Source organism: Pseudomonas sp. TMP9, from assembly GCF_037943105.1.
In the GTDB taxonomy this organism is placed as follows: Bacteria; Pseudomonadota; Gammaproteobacteria; order Pseudomonadales; family Pseudomonadaceae; genus Aquipseudomonas.
In genome coordinates this window covers 829,336-845,139 of sequence record NZ_CP149803.1, presented here as the reverse complement: position 1 = coordinate 845,139, position 15,804 = coordinate 829,336, and the positions used below count along the sequence as shown (strand labels likewise).

Annotated in this window: 17 protein-coding genes and 1 riboswitch; of the genes, 6 read left to right on the top strand and 11 right to left on the bottom strand. The window is 58.1% G+C overall.

Translation table 11 applies throughout. The annotated features are described in order from the left end of the window. The first annotated feature begins 10 nt into the window (after positions 1-10). Positions 11-142, top strand: a riboswitch (yybP-ykoY riboswitch). A 76-nt stretch (positions 143-218) separates the two neighbouring features. Further along, a complete protein-coding gene (locus WF513_RS04040) occupies positions 219-803 on the top strand; it encodes a TMEM165/GDT1 family protein (protein ID WP_339081684.1) in 585 nt (194 codons plus the stop codon). A 141-nt stretch (positions 804-944) separates the two neighbouring features. Here the strand turns inward: WF513_RS04040 and WF513_RS04035 are convergent, their stop codons facing one another. Beyond that, positions 945-1,757 carry a M48 family metallopeptidase gene (locus WF513_RS04035; RefSeq protein WP_339081682.1) on the bottom strand — a complete coding sequence of 271 codons (813 nt, stop codon included), beginning with the start codon at positions 1,755-1,757 and terminating at the stop codon, positions 945-947. A gap of 179 nt (positions 1,758-1,936) precedes the next feature. Here WF513_RS04035 and WF513_RS04030 point away from each other — a divergent pair, with 179 nt between their 5' ends. Beyond that, the gene (locus WF513_RS04030) at positions 1,937-4,072 is read left to right on the top strand and encodes a methyl-accepting chemotaxis protein (RefSeq protein WP_339081680.1); all 2,136 of its coding nucleotides are present in this window, start codon (positions 1,937-1,939) and stop codon (positions 4,070-4,072) included. A gap of 69 nt (positions 4,073-4,141) precedes the next feature. Here the strand turns inward: WF513_RS04030 and WF513_RS04025 are convergent, their stop codons facing one another. The 3 genes from WF513_RS04025 to WF513_RS04015 form a co-directional block, all read right to left on the bottom strand. Next, positions 4,142-4,759, bottom strand: coding sequence for an SOS response-associated peptidase (locus tag WF513_RS04025; protein WP_339081678.1), 618 nt, complete (start codon positions 4,757-4,759; stop codon positions 4,142-4,144). A gap of 102 nt (positions 4,760-4,861) precedes the next feature. Further along, on the bottom strand, positions 4,862-5,122 hold the full coding sequence (locus WF513_RS04020; protein WP_339081677.1) for a DUF2007 domain-containing protein: 261 nt from the start codon (positions 5,120-5,122) through the stop codon (positions 4,862-4,864). Next, entirely contained in the window at positions 5,122-5,304 is a 183-nt protein-coding gene (locus WF513_RS04015) for a CPXCG motif-containing cysteine-rich protein (protein WP_339081675.1), read from the bottom strand. The genes WF513_RS04020 and WF513_RS04015 overlap by 1 nt, the downstream gene beginning before the upstream one ends. Positions 5,305-5,432: 128 nt before the next feature. On the opposite strand from WF513_RS04015, the gene WF513_RS04010 reads away from it, so the two are divergent. Beyond that, a complete protein-coding gene (locus WF513_RS04010) occupies positions 5,433-6,599 on the top strand; it encodes a 1-acyl-sn-glycerol-3-phosphate acyltransferase (protein ID WP_339083406.1) in 1,167 nt (388 codons plus the stop codon). 98 nt (positions 6,600-6,697) lie between these two features. On the opposite strand, the gene WF513_RS04005 is transcribed toward WF513_RS04010, so the two are convergent. Then, entirely contained in the window at positions 6,698-7,282 is a 585-nt protein-coding gene (locus WF513_RS04005) for a YajG family lipoprotein (protein WP_339081673.1), read from the bottom strand. Positions 7,283-7,455: 173 nt separating this feature from the next. Here WF513_RS04005 and WF513_RS04000 point away from each other — a divergent pair, with 173 nt between their 5' ends. Continuing rightward, the gene (locus WF513_RS04000) at positions 7,456-7,689 is read left to right on the top strand and encodes a hypothetical protein (protein ID WP_339081671.1); all 234 of its coding nucleotides are present in this window, start codon (positions 7,456-7,458) and stop codon (positions 7,687-7,689) included. Positions 7,690-8,145: 456 nt separating this feature from the next. Beyond that, on the top strand, positions 8,146-9,648 hold the full coding sequence (gene mqo, locus WF513_RS03995) for a malate dehydrogenase (quinone) (protein WP_339081669.1): 1,503 nt from the start codon (positions 8,146-8,148) through the stop codon (positions 9,646-9,648). Between the two features lie 69 nt (positions 9,649-9,717). On the opposite strand, the gene WF513_RS03990 is transcribed toward mqo, so the two are convergent. The 3 genes from WF513_RS03990 to WF513_RS03980 all read right to left on the bottom strand — a co-directional run bounded on the left by WF513_RS03990 (position 9,718) and on the right by WF513_RS03980 (position 11,002). Beyond that, positions 9,718-10,074 (bottom strand): PilZ domain-containing protein, encoded by a 357-nt coding sequence (locus WF513_RS03990; RefSeq protein ID WP_339083404.1) that lies wholly within the window; start codon positions 10,072-10,074, stop codon positions 9,718-9,720. A 66-nt stretch (positions 10,075-10,140) separates the two neighbouring features. After that, a complete protein-coding gene (locus WF513_RS03985; protein WP_339081667.1) occupies positions 10,141-10,563 on the bottom strand; it encodes a DUF4124 domain-containing protein in 423 nt (140 codons plus the stop codon). A gap of 64 nt (positions 10,564-10,627) precedes the next feature. Continuing rightward, positions 10,628-11,002, bottom strand: a complete 375-nt coding sequence (locus WF513_RS03980) for a tetratricopeptide repeat protein (RefSeq protein ID WP_339081665.1) — start codon at positions 11,000-11,002, stop codon at positions 10,628-10,630. Between the two features lie 199 nt (positions 11,003-11,201). Between WF513_RS03980 and pyk the strand changes: the two genes are divergently transcribed. Beyond that, a complete protein-coding gene (pyk, locus tag WF513_RS03975; protein ID WP_339081663.1) occupies positions 11,202-12,653 on the top strand; it encodes a pyruvate kinase in 1,452 nt (483 codons plus the stop codon). A 214-nt stretch (positions 12,654-12,867) separates the two neighbouring features. Here pyk and WF513_RS03970 read toward each other — a convergent pair whose 3' ends face one another. From WF513_RS03970 to WF513_RS03960, 3 genes are read right to left on the bottom strand one after another with little or no spacing between them, the layout of a single operon-like run. Then, positions 12,868-13,641 carry an enoyl-CoA hydratase gene (locus WF513_RS03970; RefSeq protein ID WP_339081661.1) on the bottom strand — a complete coding sequence of 258 codons (774 nt, stop codon included), beginning with the start codon at positions 13,639-13,641 and terminating at the stop codon, positions 12,868-12,870. A gap of 46 nt (positions 13,642-13,687) precedes the next feature. Then, positions 13,688-14,629, bottom strand: coding sequence for an iron-sulfur-binding ferredoxin reductase (locus tag WF513_RS03965; protein WP_339081659.1), 942 nt, complete (start codon positions 14,627-14,629; stop codon positions 13,688-13,690). Then, a complete protein-coding gene (locus tag WF513_RS03960) occupies positions 14,622-15,749 on the bottom strand; it encodes a GGDEF domain-containing protein (protein ID WP_339081657.1) in 1,128 nt (375 codons plus the stop codon). The genes WF513_RS03965 and WF513_RS03960 overlap by 8 nt, the downstream gene beginning before the upstream one ends. Between the last annotated feature and the right edge of the window lie 55 nt (positions 15,750-15,804).

The window sequence follows — 15,804 nt, the reverse complement described above, 5'->3', positions numbered from 1 at the left end:
CGGGCAGAATGCGCGCGTCCTAGGGGAGTAGTCTCCCGCGAGCGCAAGCTCGCCCGGTACGCGTCAACATACTTGTTCAACAGAGCATGGCGCGTACGACCCAAGGCCCACTGAGTGGGGCCTGTGGTTTGACCAGACCTATGACACGCACACCTTACCCGGGGCGGGAAGGCTGTACGTGTCATAGCTATGTCGACCCGCCCCATTAGGAATGCCTGATGCTCGAATCCCTATTTGTCCCGACATTTATCGTTGCACTGGCCGAAATTGGCGACAAAACGCAATTACTGGCCTTGCTTCTAGCCTCACGCTTTCGCAAACCCTGGCCAATCATCTGCGGCATCGTGGTCGCCACCCTGGCCAACCATTTCGCGGCGGGCGCAGTCGGTAACTGGGTTGCCAGCTTCTTCTCCCTCGCCACACTGAGCTGGGTCCTCGCTGTCAGCTTTATCGCTGTAGCGCTGTGGACCCTGGTACCCGACAAACTTGATGGCGATGAAGACTCCAGCCTGCAAAAATTTGGACCCTTCCTGACAACTTTGATCGCCTTTTTTATCGCGGAAATGGGCGACAAAACCCAAGTGGCGACCGTGATGCTCGCCGCTCAGTACCCGCATTTTATTCTGGTGATCATTGGCACCACCCTGGGCATGTTGATTGCAAATGTACCGGTGGTGCTGGCCGGTAATTTTGCCGCTGAGCGCTTGCCGCTGACCCTGATTCGCCGCCTCGCAGCCTGCGCCTTTGTAGCCTTGGCCGTGTATGCGGGGTATCAAGCGCTGAGGTTCAGCGGGATGATCTGAAACGCAACCACGAATAGATGGTGCCCGTCATACGCGGCACTCTGCTCACTCGGCAGTAATAAAGAGGCGTCTGCCGAATCGTGAATGAAAAACCGGCGCACAACAAAAAGCCCCTTTCGGGGCTTTTTGGTTTAATACGCTTTAACGCGCCTGCTGATACAGCGGCATGACTTTAGGAATCGCCGCTTGCAGGGAAGCAATCCGGCTGCCTGACGATGGGTGCGTGCTCATAAACTCAGGTGGGGCACCTTCGCTGGCAGCGGCCATCTTCTGCCACAAGCTAACGGCAGCGTTAGGGTTGTAGCCGGCACGGGCGGCTAACTCCAGACCGATCAGATCAGCCTCATTTTCATTGCCACGGCTATTGGGCAGGGTCATGCCGTATTGCACGGCGGCATCGGCTAGCGCCAAGCTGTCGGAACCTAGGCCGAGCAACGCACCGGCGCCCTGCTTAGCCATCTCAATGCCATAGGCCTTGGACATCGCCTCACGACCGTGCTCACGCAACGCATGAGCGATTTCATGGCCCATGATCGCGGCGATCTCATCGTCAGTCAGCTTCAGTTTTTCGATGATGCCGCTGTAAAAAATGATCTTGCCGCCCGGGCCGCAGTTGGCGTTCAGCTCGGGGCTCTTGATCAGATTAACTTCCCACTGCCACTGCGCAGAATCCGGACGAAACAGCGGCGCCTGCTTGATCAGGCGATTGGCAATGGCTTGCAGACGCTTAGCATTGGCGCTGTTTTTGTCCAGCATGCCTTTGCCCGAGGCGTCGCTCAACGTCTGCTGATAAGACTGTGCATACGCTTGGTTGACCTCTTGGGTCGAGAGCATGCTGAACATGTATTGCTTGCGCTCAACACCAACAGCGCCGCCACTGGTGGTATTCACCGCCTGGCAGGCGACCAATAGGCTGCATAGACTCAGGCTGAGCAGACGAAATGGGATATTCATGTCAGTTCTCCTTCACGACAGGGGCCGTATGCTAGGCCGTGCATCGGGGCAAAACAACCGGCATAACGCGCGTGTCGCTGCGCAAAACCCTTTGCCCGTTATAAAGCTGAGCTAATGTTTTGAAACTGCACTGCCGATAAGCCAAGGAACAGGCGCAACCACCACGTTAAGAGGTTCCTATGCGATTCAAGTCGATCCAGTCTTCCGTTGCACTCATGGCGGGGGCCAGCATCCTAGCAGTGGTGGTTGCGCTGGTGCTCTACGCCTTGTTTGCTGGGGGCCGGACACAGGCCCAAGTACAAGTGCGCACCCAAACCCTGCTTGAAGAGGTGATCAATCAGCGCCTGACCTCTCTGGCTATGGCCCAAGTAGGCCAACTTCAGCGCCAGTTTGAACAGCCCATGACAGTGGCGAAAGCCTTGGCCACCCTCAACAGCCAAATGAGCAGCGCTGACGGCAACAGCGGGATAAGCCTGACCCGTGAGGAACTGAGCAAGCTGCTCAGTGAATACCTCAGGGCAAACCCTGAGCTGATAGACATTTATATCGGCTGGGAAGCCAACGCATTCGATCAGGACGATGATCTTTACGCCAATCAAAAGGAAAGCGGCTACGACCAAACCGGCCGCTTTATGCCCTGGTGGTTCCGCGAGGGTGATCAACTCAAGCTCGACGCCCTAACTGTTGAGCAGATGGAAAGCGAGGACATTCAACCCACTGGGGTGCGCACCGGCGAGTACTACCTGTGCCCTAAAGAAACCGGCAAACCCTGCGTGATCGACCCCGCGTCGTTCGACTTCGGTGGCAAGCAGGTACTGGTTGCATCGTTTAATGCACCGATCATAGTTAATGGCCAATTCCGCGGAGTTTCCGGCAACGATCTGGCGCTGGACTTTATCCAAGAGCGTCTAACTATTGCCAAAGGCGATCTATACGGTGGCGCTGGCGAACTTGCCTTGATCGCAGCTAACGGCACCCTGATTGCCGCAACCCAAGACGCTAAATTGGTCGGCAAGCCTGCCAGTCAGGTGGTGAATGCGGAGTTATTGAATCAACTCAAACAAAGCACCAGCAATGAGCCTATTAACTCGCTCGACCAAGAACGCCAGGTCCTCCAATTACTGCTGCCATTCCAAGTCGCCGGCACCTCGACACGCTGGACCTTGGCCATCGCACTGCCGACCAGTGCAGTGTTCGCAGAACTCACAACTCTGCAAGCCGACCTCACCCAGCAAGCCCAAGATGACACGTTGGGTATGGCCTTGGTGGGCCTATTAGTTGCCGCAGCTGGCATGCTGATGATCGGGTTCGTCGCCCATGGCATCGCCCGTCCATTAAGGCAGATGGTAGTCATGCTCGATGACATTGCCCAAGGCGATGGCGATTTGACTCGACGTCTGCAGGTTGATCGTAACGATGAACTGGGCCAAATAGCCCTAGGTTTCAATACGTTCCTCGGCAAGCTGCAAGCCATGATCGGCCAAGTGGTCGTCTCGGTACAAAAGGTCAGTGACTCCTCCGAGCACACCGCCGACATTGCCATCCGTACTAACCAGGGCGTGCAGAAACAAATGGCAGAAATCGAACTAGTCGCCACTGCCGTGCATGAAATGACCGCCACTGCCCAGGATGTGGCACGCAATACAACCCATGCAGCCGAAGCCGCTAACCATGCAGACCGCGCCGCTAATCAAGGCAAGCAAACCGTGCAGAACACCGCTGACTCGATTGCTGCACTGGCCCAAGAAATTGGCCGCGCAGTGACCGTGGTGCAAACACTGGCTAAGGACAGCGAGAACATCAACGCCATCTTGGTGGCGATTCGTGGGATTGCCGAACAAACCAACCTGCTTGCACTCAATGCCGCTATTGAGGCTGCTCGCGCCGGCGAGCAGGGCCGTGGTTTTGCTGTAGTCGCCGATGAGGTGCGTAACCTGGCGCAGAAAACACAGAAGGCCACCGAAGAAATTCAAACCATGATCCAGCAGTTGCAGCAGGGCACGCGCGATGTGGTCAAGGTGATGGAAAACAGCCAAGACAAGACCGAGATCAGCGTGCAGCAGGCCAGACAAGCTGCCGAGGCGCTGGAGTCGATCACCCAAGCGGTGTCTGTGATCAACGACATGAACACGCAAATCGCCAGCGCTGCCGAGGAGCAGAGTGCAGTGGCTGAAGACATCAACCGCAACGTCACCAATATCGGCCAAGTGGCCAATGAAGTGGCCGGTGGCGCTGACGACGCCAGCCAAGCCAGTGCTGAACTGACCAAGCTGGCCGAACAGCAGCGCCGTCTGATCAATCAGTTCAAGGTCTAACCCAGCAGGCAATACACCGGGCGGGCAAACAGTCCGCCCTTGGGGTTTTAGCCGAGGCTGATCATGGCACTAAGCAGGCGTCAGGCATTCCGGCGCATCCAGCTTGGGGTCATTAATCAAGTTGGCCAGCACTCGCTCACGCAACACTGGCTGCGGCTTATTCAGCAAAGCCTGCAACTCGCTCGGCGAGCTGTCGGCAGCCAGCCAAACGGCTTGAGCGGCCTCATCGAGAATCAGCGGGCGGCGTTGGTTGGCCGCCGCCTGAGTCACCACGGCTGTACTCAGGTATACGCAACCCTCGACCGGGTAAGCCTCCCACAAGGCCGCAAAGTACAGCGGCGTGCCTTCACCTGTTAGCCAATAAGGGCGTTTGCGCGCAGTGCCGCGCCATTCATAAAATCCGTTAGCCGGCAGCAAGCCGCGACGCACGCGAAACGCCTCACGAAACATCGGCTGTTCGGCCAGCGTTTCGGCTCGGGCCTGGGCTGGCGTCTTGGTTAAGTCAGTCAGCCAAGGCGGCGTTAGCCCCCAGCGCGCGTGGGTAAGCTGCCGCTCACCATCAATATTGCGCAGCAGCAATACCTGGCTGTGCGGCGAGATACTCCAGTGCGGCAACTGGTCAGGGGGGAAACCGGGCAGCGCTGCAAATGCAGGTGGCCAACGGAACAGGGCGTAACGTCCACACATGAGTAATTCGATAGCCTTTGGAGTAAGGGTGCTGGCTGATTGCAGCGCTTTAGTGCTGTTGAGGGCTTGAGTGCGGCAGCCATGCGGAGCGAAAACCGCCTGTTAGCAGAGCAACGTACCCTGGATATTGTCCGGCTCATCACCAGGCAGCGGTGACGCGGCATTGTACGCGGCGATCAGCTCACGCGCGCTGTGCGCCTGATCATCATCGACCATCAGGCCCAGCAAACTAAGGGCCGGTAAATCGCCCGCAGCGCCGGCCAGATGCTGCCCGGTGAGGTAGGCAGCAATCCCCTCACTGGCCAGCATGCCCAGCAGCAACTCGCCCTCCATTACGTCCTGTGGCTCGTAAATCCGCTGCATCAGTCATTTTCCCCGCGTACGTCTAGGGTCCACTCCTCACCATCGGTTTGCAGTGAAAAGACGATCGGCCGACAGCACACGGAACAATCTTCGATGTATTGCTGATCGCCCGCAGAAAGGTCGAGCAGTGCTTCAACCTGCTCCCCGCAATAAGGGCATTGATAGTCTTGGCTTTCCAGCATCGCTGTCTCCTTGTGACTTGGGCGTATAATGGGCGCTCTAAAGCTGGCCCTGCAGTCGTGTCAAAGTGTTTGCTGAACACGACGAACAACGCGGTAAACATCTCAACAGCCAACCTCAACAAGAGAACATGATGGGCGAATTTGATGCCATCCGACCTTATGCCGACGCTGAAGTCCCCGCCGTGCTCGCGCGCCTACTGGCTGATGATGCATTTCTTGGCATTCTCACTCAGTTTCGCTTCCCGCGCCTGGCTTCGCCGTTAGGCTGGCTGCTTAAACCCCTTATAGCCTATCGTCTGCGTCTTGAGTTTCGCGACGTGCAATCTGTCGCGCAATTGCAAACGCGTATTGCTAGCTATGTTGACCACACCATTGAGCGTGCAACTGATGGCGTGAGCTATTCCGGCATCGAGCACCTGCAAGGCGGCCGAGCTTACCTGTTCGTCGCCAACCACCGCGATATTGTGATGGACCCAGCATTCGTCAACTATGCGGTGTACCACGCCGGCCTGCCAACACCACGCATCGCGATTGGCGACAACCTGCTGCAAAAACCTTTTGTCAGCGACCTGATGCGCCTGAACAAAAGCTTTATCGTGCACCGTTCAATTAGCGGTCGTCGTGAGAAATTGGCCGCATACCAATTGCTGTCGAGCTATATCAGCCACTCGATTCGCGCTGACGGTGAGTCAATCTGGATCGCTCAAGCTGAGGGACGCGCCAAAGACGGTGACGACCGCACGGATTCAGCAATCCTCAAGATGTTCCACATGAGCCGCAAGACCGAGCCGTTCGCCGAGGTCATCAATAGCCTTCGTCTGACGCCGGTGTCGATCAGCTATGAATACGACCCTTGCGACCAAGCCAAAGCCCGCGAACTGTTTACCCGCGCCAGCAGCGGCAGTTACACCAAGGCACCTGGCGAAGACGACCAGAGCATCGCTTTAGGCATCACCGGCTACAAAGGCCGCGTGCATGTGCACTTCGGCGCACCGGTCAGCCAGGGCTTAGAAGACAGCAAACTGCTGGCAGCAGAGATGGATCGACAGATTCTCAGCGGCTATCGCTTGTTTCCCGTGCACTACTTAGCTTATGCCATGTGGGCTGAGCGTGACCCCACGCTAGCCGTACCAAGCGCCGCTGAAGTGTTCCCTACTGGCGAACTGAGCGCGGCAAAAAACGAATGGCAGCGCCGCCTGGCCAACTGCCCGAGCGAGCAGCGACCCTTCCTGATTTTGCAATACGCCAACCCAGTGCGTAACCAATACCGGGTTATGGCTGGCCTGCCCCTTTAGCCCTTGGTGGCCGCATAAAAACGGCAGCCCGTGGCTGCCGTTTTTATGCGGCTGTGTAGCCAGCGCGCTTGTTTGCGCTGATTACACATTCTCCTACCTTACTGCGCGAGTATTTGGCCGATGGTTGGGTCTTTGAACGCGCGGGTTAGTGCATCACTCAACACATCACTGACCAGCTTGGTATTGGTCACCTGATTAGGCGCCATGCCGAAGCGCTGATTTAACGACGCGCCATAGCGGCCACTGTAACGACGGCTGCTGTTTTGCACGTCAACGCGCAAGGTTGCGGTCATGTCTGCCTCTGTCACATACAGGCCCTCCTTCGGTGACTGGTACTTCAACTCTGCCAGGGTCAAGGTCAGCTGCGGCGCGTTGTAAGCATTTGCGCTCGGGGTAAAACCGAGTAGACGCACAGCCGCTTCAGCCTGCGCCTGCAGCTTCGGCAAAATGTCCTGACCGGTAACACTGATGGCGCTGGTTTCTGGATACAAACCGCCGCGAGTCCCCAGTACCGGTGAAGAGCGGCCGTCGGCTACGCGAACCACCACCGGCTGGCCTTGGCCAACTGCCGTGAGCGGGCTATTGAGCTTGGGTTGCGGGCTGAGTTGCTGCGGGCTGTGCGCGCAGCCCACCAGCGTAAGACTGGCGACGGCCACCAGACCAAACAACAGACGATGCAGCATGCTCAACTCTCCATACATTAAGGGGTAGACGTGGCGCGCAGTATAACCAGCACGGTAAATGCCTGACAGCGCTGCTTTGTAGGACGTTTATCGCACTCACAGGTTCCCGTAACGCCCTTGTCATGCGCGTCAGGCATAAGACTTTAGTCTTCTCTGTTCGTGAGTGATCCACCATGTTCTCACTGCACAACCTACTCGCCCCACACCGCCCGATACGCTCATTTGCCCTGGTCGATGCTCAAGGTATCTGCCGCGCCCTGCGCCAGTCAGCCCAGGCGCCGCAAGGCTCCGGCTGGATTGAGGTGCAACAAAGCTGCATGAGCTGGCTCAATCGGCCGCTGCCAGCCAGCGTCAAAAACGTGCAGGTCACGCCATGCCTGCGCTTGCAGCAAACGCTAGCAGCCTGACCAGCGGAAGAAGAAAAGTCACGCCACGCGATCAATTTTCCAGCTTTGCCCTTATAATCGCGCCCCGAATATAAGGACGCCTCCTGTTCGGGCCCTGCCGTCACGCTGATGCACCATTCATCGGCCGCGCCCCAGAGAGTCGCCCACTTTGCGCTGCTTACTGGTTGCCGCTTTTCCCCACTGTGAAACACCATGCAGCTCCTGCTATGGTCGCTCTACGTCGTTGAAAAGCCGGCCCAGGCAGACGTGTTTTGAGGTTCACGACTCCAAAAGAGCGTGAAAAAACGGTTTGGAAAACTTCACAAGAGTGTGGCGAACATGAACGATCTCGCGGTTGGCATCTGCACCCAGAAGCCTACTTTCTTCAACCCTGAACGTCTCACCGACTGCTGATTAGTTGTGTGCATACACAAGCTGACTAACGTCCTTTGAGTGCTGGTTTGCGGAGAAGTAGTAATGGCGCAACACGATTACGAAACAGTGGATGTAGTGCTGGTTGGTGCCGGCATCATGAGTGCGACCTTGGCCGCGCTGCTGAAAGAACTCGACCCGGCCATTAAGCTAGAAGTGCTCGAGATGATGAGCGCCGGCGCGATGGAAAGCTCTAACCCATGGAACAACGCGGGCACTGGCCACGCGGCACTGTGCGAGCTGAACTACACGCCAGAAGCAGCTGATGGCTCTATCAACATTAAAAAGTCGGTGGACATCAATACTCAGTTTGAAGAATCCAAGCAGTTCTGGGCTTACTTGGTCGAGAAAGGTCGCTTTGGTTCGCCTGCTTCCTTTATCAGCTCGGTTCCGCACTTAAGCTTTGTACGCGGACAGAAAGGTATCGACTTTCTGAAAAAGCGTTTTGCCGCGCTTAGCGTCCATCATGCCTTTACGGGCATGGAGTTCACCGAAGACCGCGCCACCATGGCTGAGTGGATGCCGTTGATGCTGCCGGGCCGCGACGCCAACGAGCCCATTGCCGCCACCCGTGTGATGGCTGGCACCGACGTCAACTTCGGCGCATTGACTACGCACTTGCTCGATCACATCAATCAGCAAGGCGAAGCCAAAGTTACATGCAGCCAGAAGGTCGTTGGCCTTAAACGCAGCGGTCAAGGCTGGCGCGTCAGTGTGAAAAACCAGCAAAACGGCAGCAGCCGTGAAATCCAAGCTAAGTTCGTCTTCCTCGGCGCTGGCGGCGCGGCACTGCCACTGTTGCAAATGTCCGGCATACCAGAAGGCAAAGGCTATGGCGGCTTCCCCGTCAGCGGCCAGTGGCTGCGCTGCGACAACCCGGACATCGTCAAACAGCATCAGGCTAAGGTTTACAGCCAAGCGGCTGTTGGCTCCCCGCCTATGTCGGTACCGCACCTGGATACCCGCGTAGTCGAAGGCAAAACTTCGCTGCTGTTCGGCCCTTATGCCGGCTTCACCACTAAGTTCCTCAAGCGCGGTTCGTTCCTCGATCTGCCGCTGTCGATCCGCTTCAACAACATCGGCCCGATGCTGGCCGTGGCGCGCGACAACTTCGACCTGACTCGCTACTTGGTCAAGGAAGTGCTGCAATCGGAAGCACATCGCCTAGAAACGCTGCGCGGCTTCTACCCCGAAGCTAAAGCCGAAGACTGGAGCTTGGAGATTGCTGGCCAACGCGTGCAAATCATCAAAAAAGACCCGAAAAACGGCGGCATCTTGCAATTTGGTACTGAATTGGTCGCAGCCAAAGACGGCTCCATCGCCGCCTTGCTCGGCGCCTCGCCGGGCGCTTCGGTAACTGTATCGATCATGCTTGACTTGATCGACCGTTGCTTCAGCGAGCAGGTTAAATCGGAACAATGGCGTACTAAGCTGAACGAAATCTTCCCAGCCCTAGGCGCTGTGCTGGCCAGCGATGCTGAGCGTTACCGCGAAGTGCAGGCACGCTCCGATGCGTTGCTGCAGTTGCAGCCACACGTCAGCGTCTAATTCGTCTGCATATAAAAAACCGCCTTTACTGGCGGTTTTTTATTGGCTAAGCATAACAACCCAAGGGCGTCAGATGACTGTAACCAGCGGGCGGAAGCTGAAGTAATGACGCAGTGCATCGACCATCTCAACATAGTCCGCAGGCGGCGCTAGCAAGGAGAAGCCTGAGTCATAGTAGCCTGGGGTCACGTCTTCGCAGGACCATTGGCAAGTGGCCGAAAAATCAATATAACGCGGCGTGTCATGCCCTGGGATTTTCAAGCGCATATCGAAACGCGCACCTACCAGCAATGGCAGCTGACTAATCAACAGCAGACCGTCCAAGGAGACATTACCGAGATAGCCCATGGGCTTATCGGTGATGCGATTGAACACCTTGAGGTAGTACGGCAACTGGTGGCGTTCGATACTGCGCTGAATATGCATGGGCATAGTGGCAAATCGCTATAGATGAGCGCTGAGTATGACCCCAGTTTTGCGCTTAAACCAGTTTCAGGAGCAGCGTTCAGACACCTGATTCTGCAGTTGCAGACGAGCGGTATCCACCTGTTTGTCGCTGTAATAACTGCGCTGGCCGTCTGCTTCGGCGCGATAGTAACTGCGCCCTTCCGGGATTGAGGCCAGCCTGCTACGCAGCTCCCGGCATTCCTCGGCTCGTTTAGCCTGCCGCTCTGCAGTCACCACCGAGGCCTGCGCCTGCTCTTCGCGGCGCGCATCGTAAAACCGGCTGGTGCGCTCTTGGCGCTCGCGGGTCAGTTGATCACGCTCGACCACCTGCGGTTTGACTTCAACCTTTTCAGCCCCTGCCGCCGCCGGGCGCTGGCCAAAGTGCACCTGACCGTTAGCATCGGTCCACCGATAAATTTCCGCCGAAGCCAGAGCCGGCAATAACAACAACCACAGCAAAGCACGCATGGATTCCCTCCCGTAAAAAGCTTGATGAAGAGAATAACCTTGTGGGGCATACGCTAACCAGCGCTTAGGGTTTGACCGGGCTAACGTTAACTGCCGCACCCACACTTTCATGGCCACGTTGGCGCAAGGTCTCCATGCGCGCGCGAGCGCGATAGGCGTACTCGCTGGCCGGATACTGGGTAATGATGAATTGGTAGGTTTGCATCGCATCAACAAACAGCGCTTGCCGCTCTAAGCATTGGCCGCGCAGCAGGGAGATTTCTGGCTGCATATGGCGACGCGAGCGGCTGTTCCGCTCAGCTTTAGACAACCATAGAATCGCCGCCTCGCACTCCCCCAGGTCATAGGCCTCATAGGCGCTATTAAGATCACGGTCGAACGCGTAGCGGTTACACCCCGCCAATCCCATAACCAGTAGAACAATCAATATGATGCGCATAAGCCTCTCCTCGGATAAGCAGTGTATCGACCGCCTAGGAAAAATCTGCAGCAACGTGGTGGCTGTTCAGCAATGCCGTGTGTCCAGTGCGGGTTCCACTCACTCTTTAGCCATAGCGTGCAAGGTAGTGCAGAGGAACAATGACTACAGAGGTGCGGCATAGTAGCCTCGCGTGAAGTCTTAACGCAGGAGTCTATGCATGACCGTTCGCCGCACCAAAATCGTTGCAACCCTTGGCCCCTCGAGCAACAGTCCGGAAATTCTTGAACAACTGATCATCGCTGGCCTGGATGTCGCCCGCCTGAATTTCTCCCACGGCTCGCCCGACGAGCACAAGGCCCGCGCCAAACTGGTGCGTGAACTGGCCGCCAAGCACGGTCGCCACGTTGCCCTGCTCGGCGACCTGCAAGGCCCGAAAATCCGCATCGCCAAATTCGCCAACAAGCGCATTGAGCTCAAGCTCGGTAACCGTTTTACCTTCTCCACCAGCCACCCGCTGACTGCCGGCACGCAAGACATCGTCGGCATCGACTACCCGGACCTGGTCAAGGATTGCGGCGTCGGCGACGAGCTGCTGCTCGATGACGGCCGCGTGGTGATGCGCGTGACCAGCGCCACCAGCGACGCCCTGCACTGCGAAGTGATCATCGGCGGTCCGCTGTCCGACCACAAAGGCATTAACCGCCGTGGCGGCGGTCTGACTGCGCCGGCGCTGACCGAGAAAGACAAGGCCGACATCAAGCTCGCCGCCGAGATGGAGCTGGATTACCTGGCTGTATCCTTCCCGCGCGATGCCGAGGATATGCACTACGCGCGCAAGCTACGTGATGAAGCCGGCGGCACCGCCTGGCTGGTGGCTAAGATCGAACGCGCCGAAGCAGTGGCCGATGACGAAACCCTCGACGGCCTGATCCGCGCCAGTGACGCGGTAATGGTGGCGCGCGGCGACTTGGGTGTGGAAATCGGCGATGCCGAGCTGTGCGGCATTCAGAAGAAAATCATCCTGCACGCGCGCCGCCACAACAAGGCGGTGATCACCGCGACGCAAATGATGGAGTCGATGATCCAGAACCCGATGCCGACCCGTGCGGAAGTGTCTGATGTGGCCAACGCCGTGCTCGACTATACCGATGCGGTAATGCTCTCAGCGGAAAGCGCCGCCGGTGCCTACCCGCTGGAAGCCGTGCAAGCCATGGCGCGTATTTGCCTGGGTGCGGAAAAGCACCCTACCAGCAAAGCCTCCACCCACCGCATGGGCACTGAATTCGAGCGGTGCGACGAAAGCATCGCCCTGGCAGCCATGTACACGGCCAACCACTTCCCCGGCGTGAAAGCGATTATTGCCCTCACCGAAAGTGGTTACACACCGCTGATCATGTCGCGCATCCGCTCTTCGGTGCCGATTTTCGCCTTTTCTCCGCACCGCGAAACCCAAGCCCGTGCGGCCATGTTCCGTGGCGTTTACACCGTGCCGTTTGACCCCGCCGCGTTGCAGCCAAGCGAAGTCAGCCAAGCCGCCGTAGACGAATTGCTCAAGCGTGGCGCGGTGCAGGCCGGTGACTGGGTGATCCTGACCAAGGGCGACAGCTACCACACCATCGGCGGCACCAACACCATGAAGCTGCTCCATGTTGGTGAGGCGCTGGTGTAAACCGCAAGCAACGCAAAAAGGCCGCTCATTTAAGGCCAGTGAGCGGCCTTTTTTGTAGCCCGGATGAAATCCGGGAGAAGGTCTAACGGCTGATACCGCTCCCGGATTGCATCCGGGCTACGCTCTGCGCCGCAACGCAAAAAAGCCGCTCGAACGAGCGGCTTTTTGCTGTGCGTAGGAGGCGTAATGTGAGCACTGGCATTCCCAGTAACCCCTACGCGAACGTGCTGAAGTCCGGCGTGCGCCGCTGCATAAAGGCGGTCAGCGCTTCGAGGGCTTCCGGCGAGCGCAGCCGTTGGCCGAACAACGCACCCTCTTCCTCAATCACCCGGCGTAATTGCTCACGGTCCGGCGCGCGCATCAGGCGTTTGCTGTCCGCCACGGCAGCCGGGGCCAGTTGCTGGAAACGCATCGCCATTTCGCGGGCCTTGGCCAAGGCTGCCTCACCGCTGTCCAAAGCCTGATTGGCAATGCCCCAGGCTGCGGCCTGTTCGCCGGTAAAACTCTGCCCGAGCAGGAGCAATTCGGCAGCGCGAGCGTGGCCGAGCAAACGCGGCAGGATCAAGCTGGAGCCGTACTCGGGGCACAGACCGAGATTGACGAAAGGCATCTTCAGCGTGGCCTCGCGGCTGACGTACACCAGGTCGCAGTGCAGCAGCATGGTCGTGCCGATGCCCACCGCAGGGCCGCTGACTGCAGCCACTACCGGCTTGCTGAACTCGAACAGCGCCTGCATAAACTGGAACACTTGGCTGTTCAGCCCAGTCGGTGGCGCCTTGATAAAATCAGCCAGATCATTGCCGCTGGTGAAGCACGTTTCGCCACCTGTGATCAACACGGCGCGCACGCTTTTATCTTGATCGGCCTGCACCAGCACGTCAGCCATGGCACTGTACATGGCGAGGGTTAGGGCGTTTTTCTTCTCGGGGCGGTGCATGCGCAAGGTCAGCAACCCTTGTTCACGCTCAACCAGCAGGTGCTCATTCATCATTATTCCTCGCGGCAAAGCGCAGGCGCGTCAGCCACTTGAACAGCTAACCCGCGTGGGGCAAAAAGGCGTCGGCAAACACTTGGCTACGCGGCAAACCGGCTAGATAAAGACGCCGCGTAAAGGTTTCGAGGCTGCCTGGGTGGCCGCAGAGTAAGGCGATGGTTTGCCGCGAAACAAGGCGCAGTTCAGCCAAAGCAGCCGGCAACTCGGCCGCCACCCATAGCTCGACCTGCACCTGCGGATAGCTGGCCGCCAGTGCGCGCAAGGGCTCAGCCAGGTAATGCGCCGACTGATCATGGGCCAGGTGAATAACTCGGATAGCACCTTGATGCTGCTGGCGCAGGGCCTCTCGCAACACTGCGTACAGCGGCGCCAGCCCAGTGCCGGCGGCCATTAGCCAGAGCGGCCGGGTTTGCCAGTCGGGGTCATAGTGCAGGGCTGCGCCGCGTAATTCGCCCAAACGCAGGCTGTCACTGGGCTGAAACGCCCGCGCAGCCGTGGCAAATGCGCCGCCATGGCGGCAATCAATATGAAACTCCAACCAGGTATCTTCGCTTGGCAGGCTGGCCAAGGAATAAGGCCGGGCAATGGCGTCGTCGGTCCAAAGCTGCAGGTGCTGGCCGGCGCTGTAGCGCAAGGGGCGTTGTGGAGTCAGGCGCAGACGCAGCACATCAGCACTGAGCCAATCACAGCTGATAATGGTGGCCGGCACGCCATCGCGCAGGGGGTCAAAAACCTCGACCTGCACATCATCCACCACCCGGCACTGGCAGGCCAGCCGCCAGCCCTGCTCGCGCCGCGCATCATCCAAGGCTTCAGGCTTGGCATCGAGTAGCTCACCACGCACGCAGCGGACTAAACAGGCATGGCAACTGCCCGCCCGACAGCTGTAAGGCACGGCAATACCCGCCGCCAGTAGGCTGTCCAATAAATTATTGCCGGCAGGCACTGTAATACAGCGCTCAGCGGCCCACAGCTCAGGCACTTAAAGGCTCCCACGTCGCAACGCAACGGTTACGGCCGTCATGCTTGGCTTGGTACAACGCCTGATCAGCACGCTGTAAAGCGTCGTCGAGGTCGTCATGCTCGACCAGTAAGGTCATGCCGATAGAAACACTCAGGCCTTCGACCTTCACGCCCAGCGCTTCAGCTTGGCTGAAGGCTTCACGCAGGCGTTCGCAGCAGGCGCTGAACTGGTCGGCATCGGTATTAGGCAGCAGCAACACAAACTCCTCACCGCCGAAACGGGCTATCACGTCACCATCGCGCAAGCAGGCGCGGGCCACGGCAGCAAAGAGCTGCAGGACGCTGTCCCCCGCGGCGTGACCATGGACATCGTTGACGCGTTTGAAATGATCCAAGTCGAGCATTGCCAGACCATGCTGATGACCACTGCGCAGGCTGGCCAGCTCACGATTGGCAAGGCGCAGAAAGTGCCGACGATTAAACAGCCCCGTCAACTCGTCGGTAGACGCCAAATCTTCCAGCTGGCGCATCATGCCGCGTAACGTGTCTTGGTGCGCCTGCAGGGCGAACCGGCGCGTGCGCATACGTTGACGCATGGCCTGGGTATAGCTGCCGAACAAGCACAACCACCCCAACACCATCGCCAGCACACACACCTGCAGCAGCGCCTCATGCGGCGCATTCAGTTGCAGGGTATAGGCCTCGTAAAGGATTAACCCAGCAAACCCTAAGAAGGCAAACAACGCGCAACGGGCGAAGACTCTGGGCGGCAGCTGGAACACGCCAAACAGTAAAATCAGCAGGTAAACCACCAACATGCTGCCGCGCCCTTCGCCAAGCTGCGACAACACGGCAGTCAGCCAGGCCAAGGCCACAAGCACCTGCGGTTCGGTCAGGCTGGGGTCGGCAAACCGCAGGTTGCGGTGAGACAGAAAAAGCAGCAAAAACAACAGCTGACTAAAGGCGGCCAACGCGGTGATCGACAGCGCTGCCGTGGCTGATGTGTGAAACAGCCCGCCGCCGATGGCGACCCAACACAGCACCCCGGTCAGCACATAGGTGCCAACTGCCATGCCGAAACGCTTTATCAGCAGGCGTTGCAGGCTACTTTTAGCCCCTGTTTGGCGGTCTAAATCCATGGCTTTATGGGCTCCATCCCATGCTGGCAACTCGCCGCCACTGTACCCCTGCGAT

What these genes read in the sequence shown, in the direction of transcription:
- WF513_RS04040 (WP_339081684.1), top strand. Translation starts at nt 219, where the DNA reads ATGCTCGAATCCCTATTTGTCCCGACATTTATCGTTGCACTGGCCGAA.
- WF513_RS04035 (WP_339081682.1), bottom strand. Translation starts at nt 1,757, where the DNA reads ATGAATATCCCATTTCGTCTGCTCAGCCTGAGTCTATGCAGCCTATTG.
- WF513_RS04030 (WP_339081680.1), top strand. Translation starts at nt 1,937, where the DNA reads ATGCGATTCAAGTCGATCCAGTCTTCCGTTGCACTCATGGCGGGGGCC.
- WF513_RS04025 (WP_339081678.1), bottom strand. Translation starts at nt 4,759, where the DNA reads ATGTGTGGACGTTACGCCCTGTTCCGTTGGCCACCTGCATTTGCAGCG.
- WF513_RS04020 (WP_339081677.1), bottom strand. Translation starts at nt 5,122, where the DNA reads ATGCAGCGGATTTACGAGCCACAGGACGTAATGGAGGGCGAGTTGCTG.
- WF513_RS04015 (WP_339081675.1), bottom strand. Translation starts at nt 5,304, where the DNA reads ATGCTGGAAAGCCAAGACTATCAATGCCCTTATTGCGGGGAGCAGGTT.
- WF513_RS04010 (WP_339083406.1), top strand. Translation starts at nt 5,433, where the DNA reads ATGATGGGCGAATTTGATGCCATCCGACCTTATGCCGACGCTGAAGTC.
- WF513_RS04005 (WP_339081673.1), bottom strand. Translation starts at nt 7,282, where the DNA reads ATGCTGCATCGTCTGTTGTTTGGTCTGGTGGCCGTCGCCAGTCTTACG.
- WF513_RS04000 (WP_339081671.1), top strand. Translation starts at nt 7,456, where the DNA reads ATGTTCTCACTGCACAACCTACTCGCCCCACACCGCCCGATACGCTCA.
- mqo (WP_339081669.1), top strand. Translation starts at nt 8,146, where the DNA reads ATGGCGCAACACGATTACGAAACAGTGGATGTAGTGCTGGTTGGTGCC.
- WF513_RS03990 (WP_339083404.1), bottom strand. Translation starts at nt 10,074, where the DNA reads ATGCATATTCAGCGCAGTATCGAACGCCACCAGTTGCCGTACTACCTC.
- WF513_RS03985 (WP_339081667.1), bottom strand. Translation starts at nt 10,563, where the DNA reads ATGCGTGCTTTGCTGTGGTTGTTGTTATTGCCGGCTCTGGCTTCGGCG.
- WF513_RS03980 (WP_339081665.1), bottom strand. Translation starts at nt 11,002, where the DNA reads ATGCGCATCATATTGATTGTTCTACTGGTTATGGGATTGGCGGGGTGT.
- pyk (WP_339081663.1), top strand. Translation starts at nt 11,202, where the DNA reads ATGACCGTTCGCCGCACCAAAATCGTTGCAACCCTTGGCCCCTCGAGC.
- WF513_RS03970 (WP_339081661.1), bottom strand. Translation starts at nt 13,641, where the DNA reads ATGAATGAGCACCTGCTGGTTGAGCGTGAACAAGGGTTGCTGACCTTG.
- WF513_RS03960 (WP_339081657.1), bottom strand. Translation starts at nt 15,749, where the DNA reads ATGGATTTAGACCGCCAAACAGGGGCTAAAAGTAGCCTGCAACGCCTG.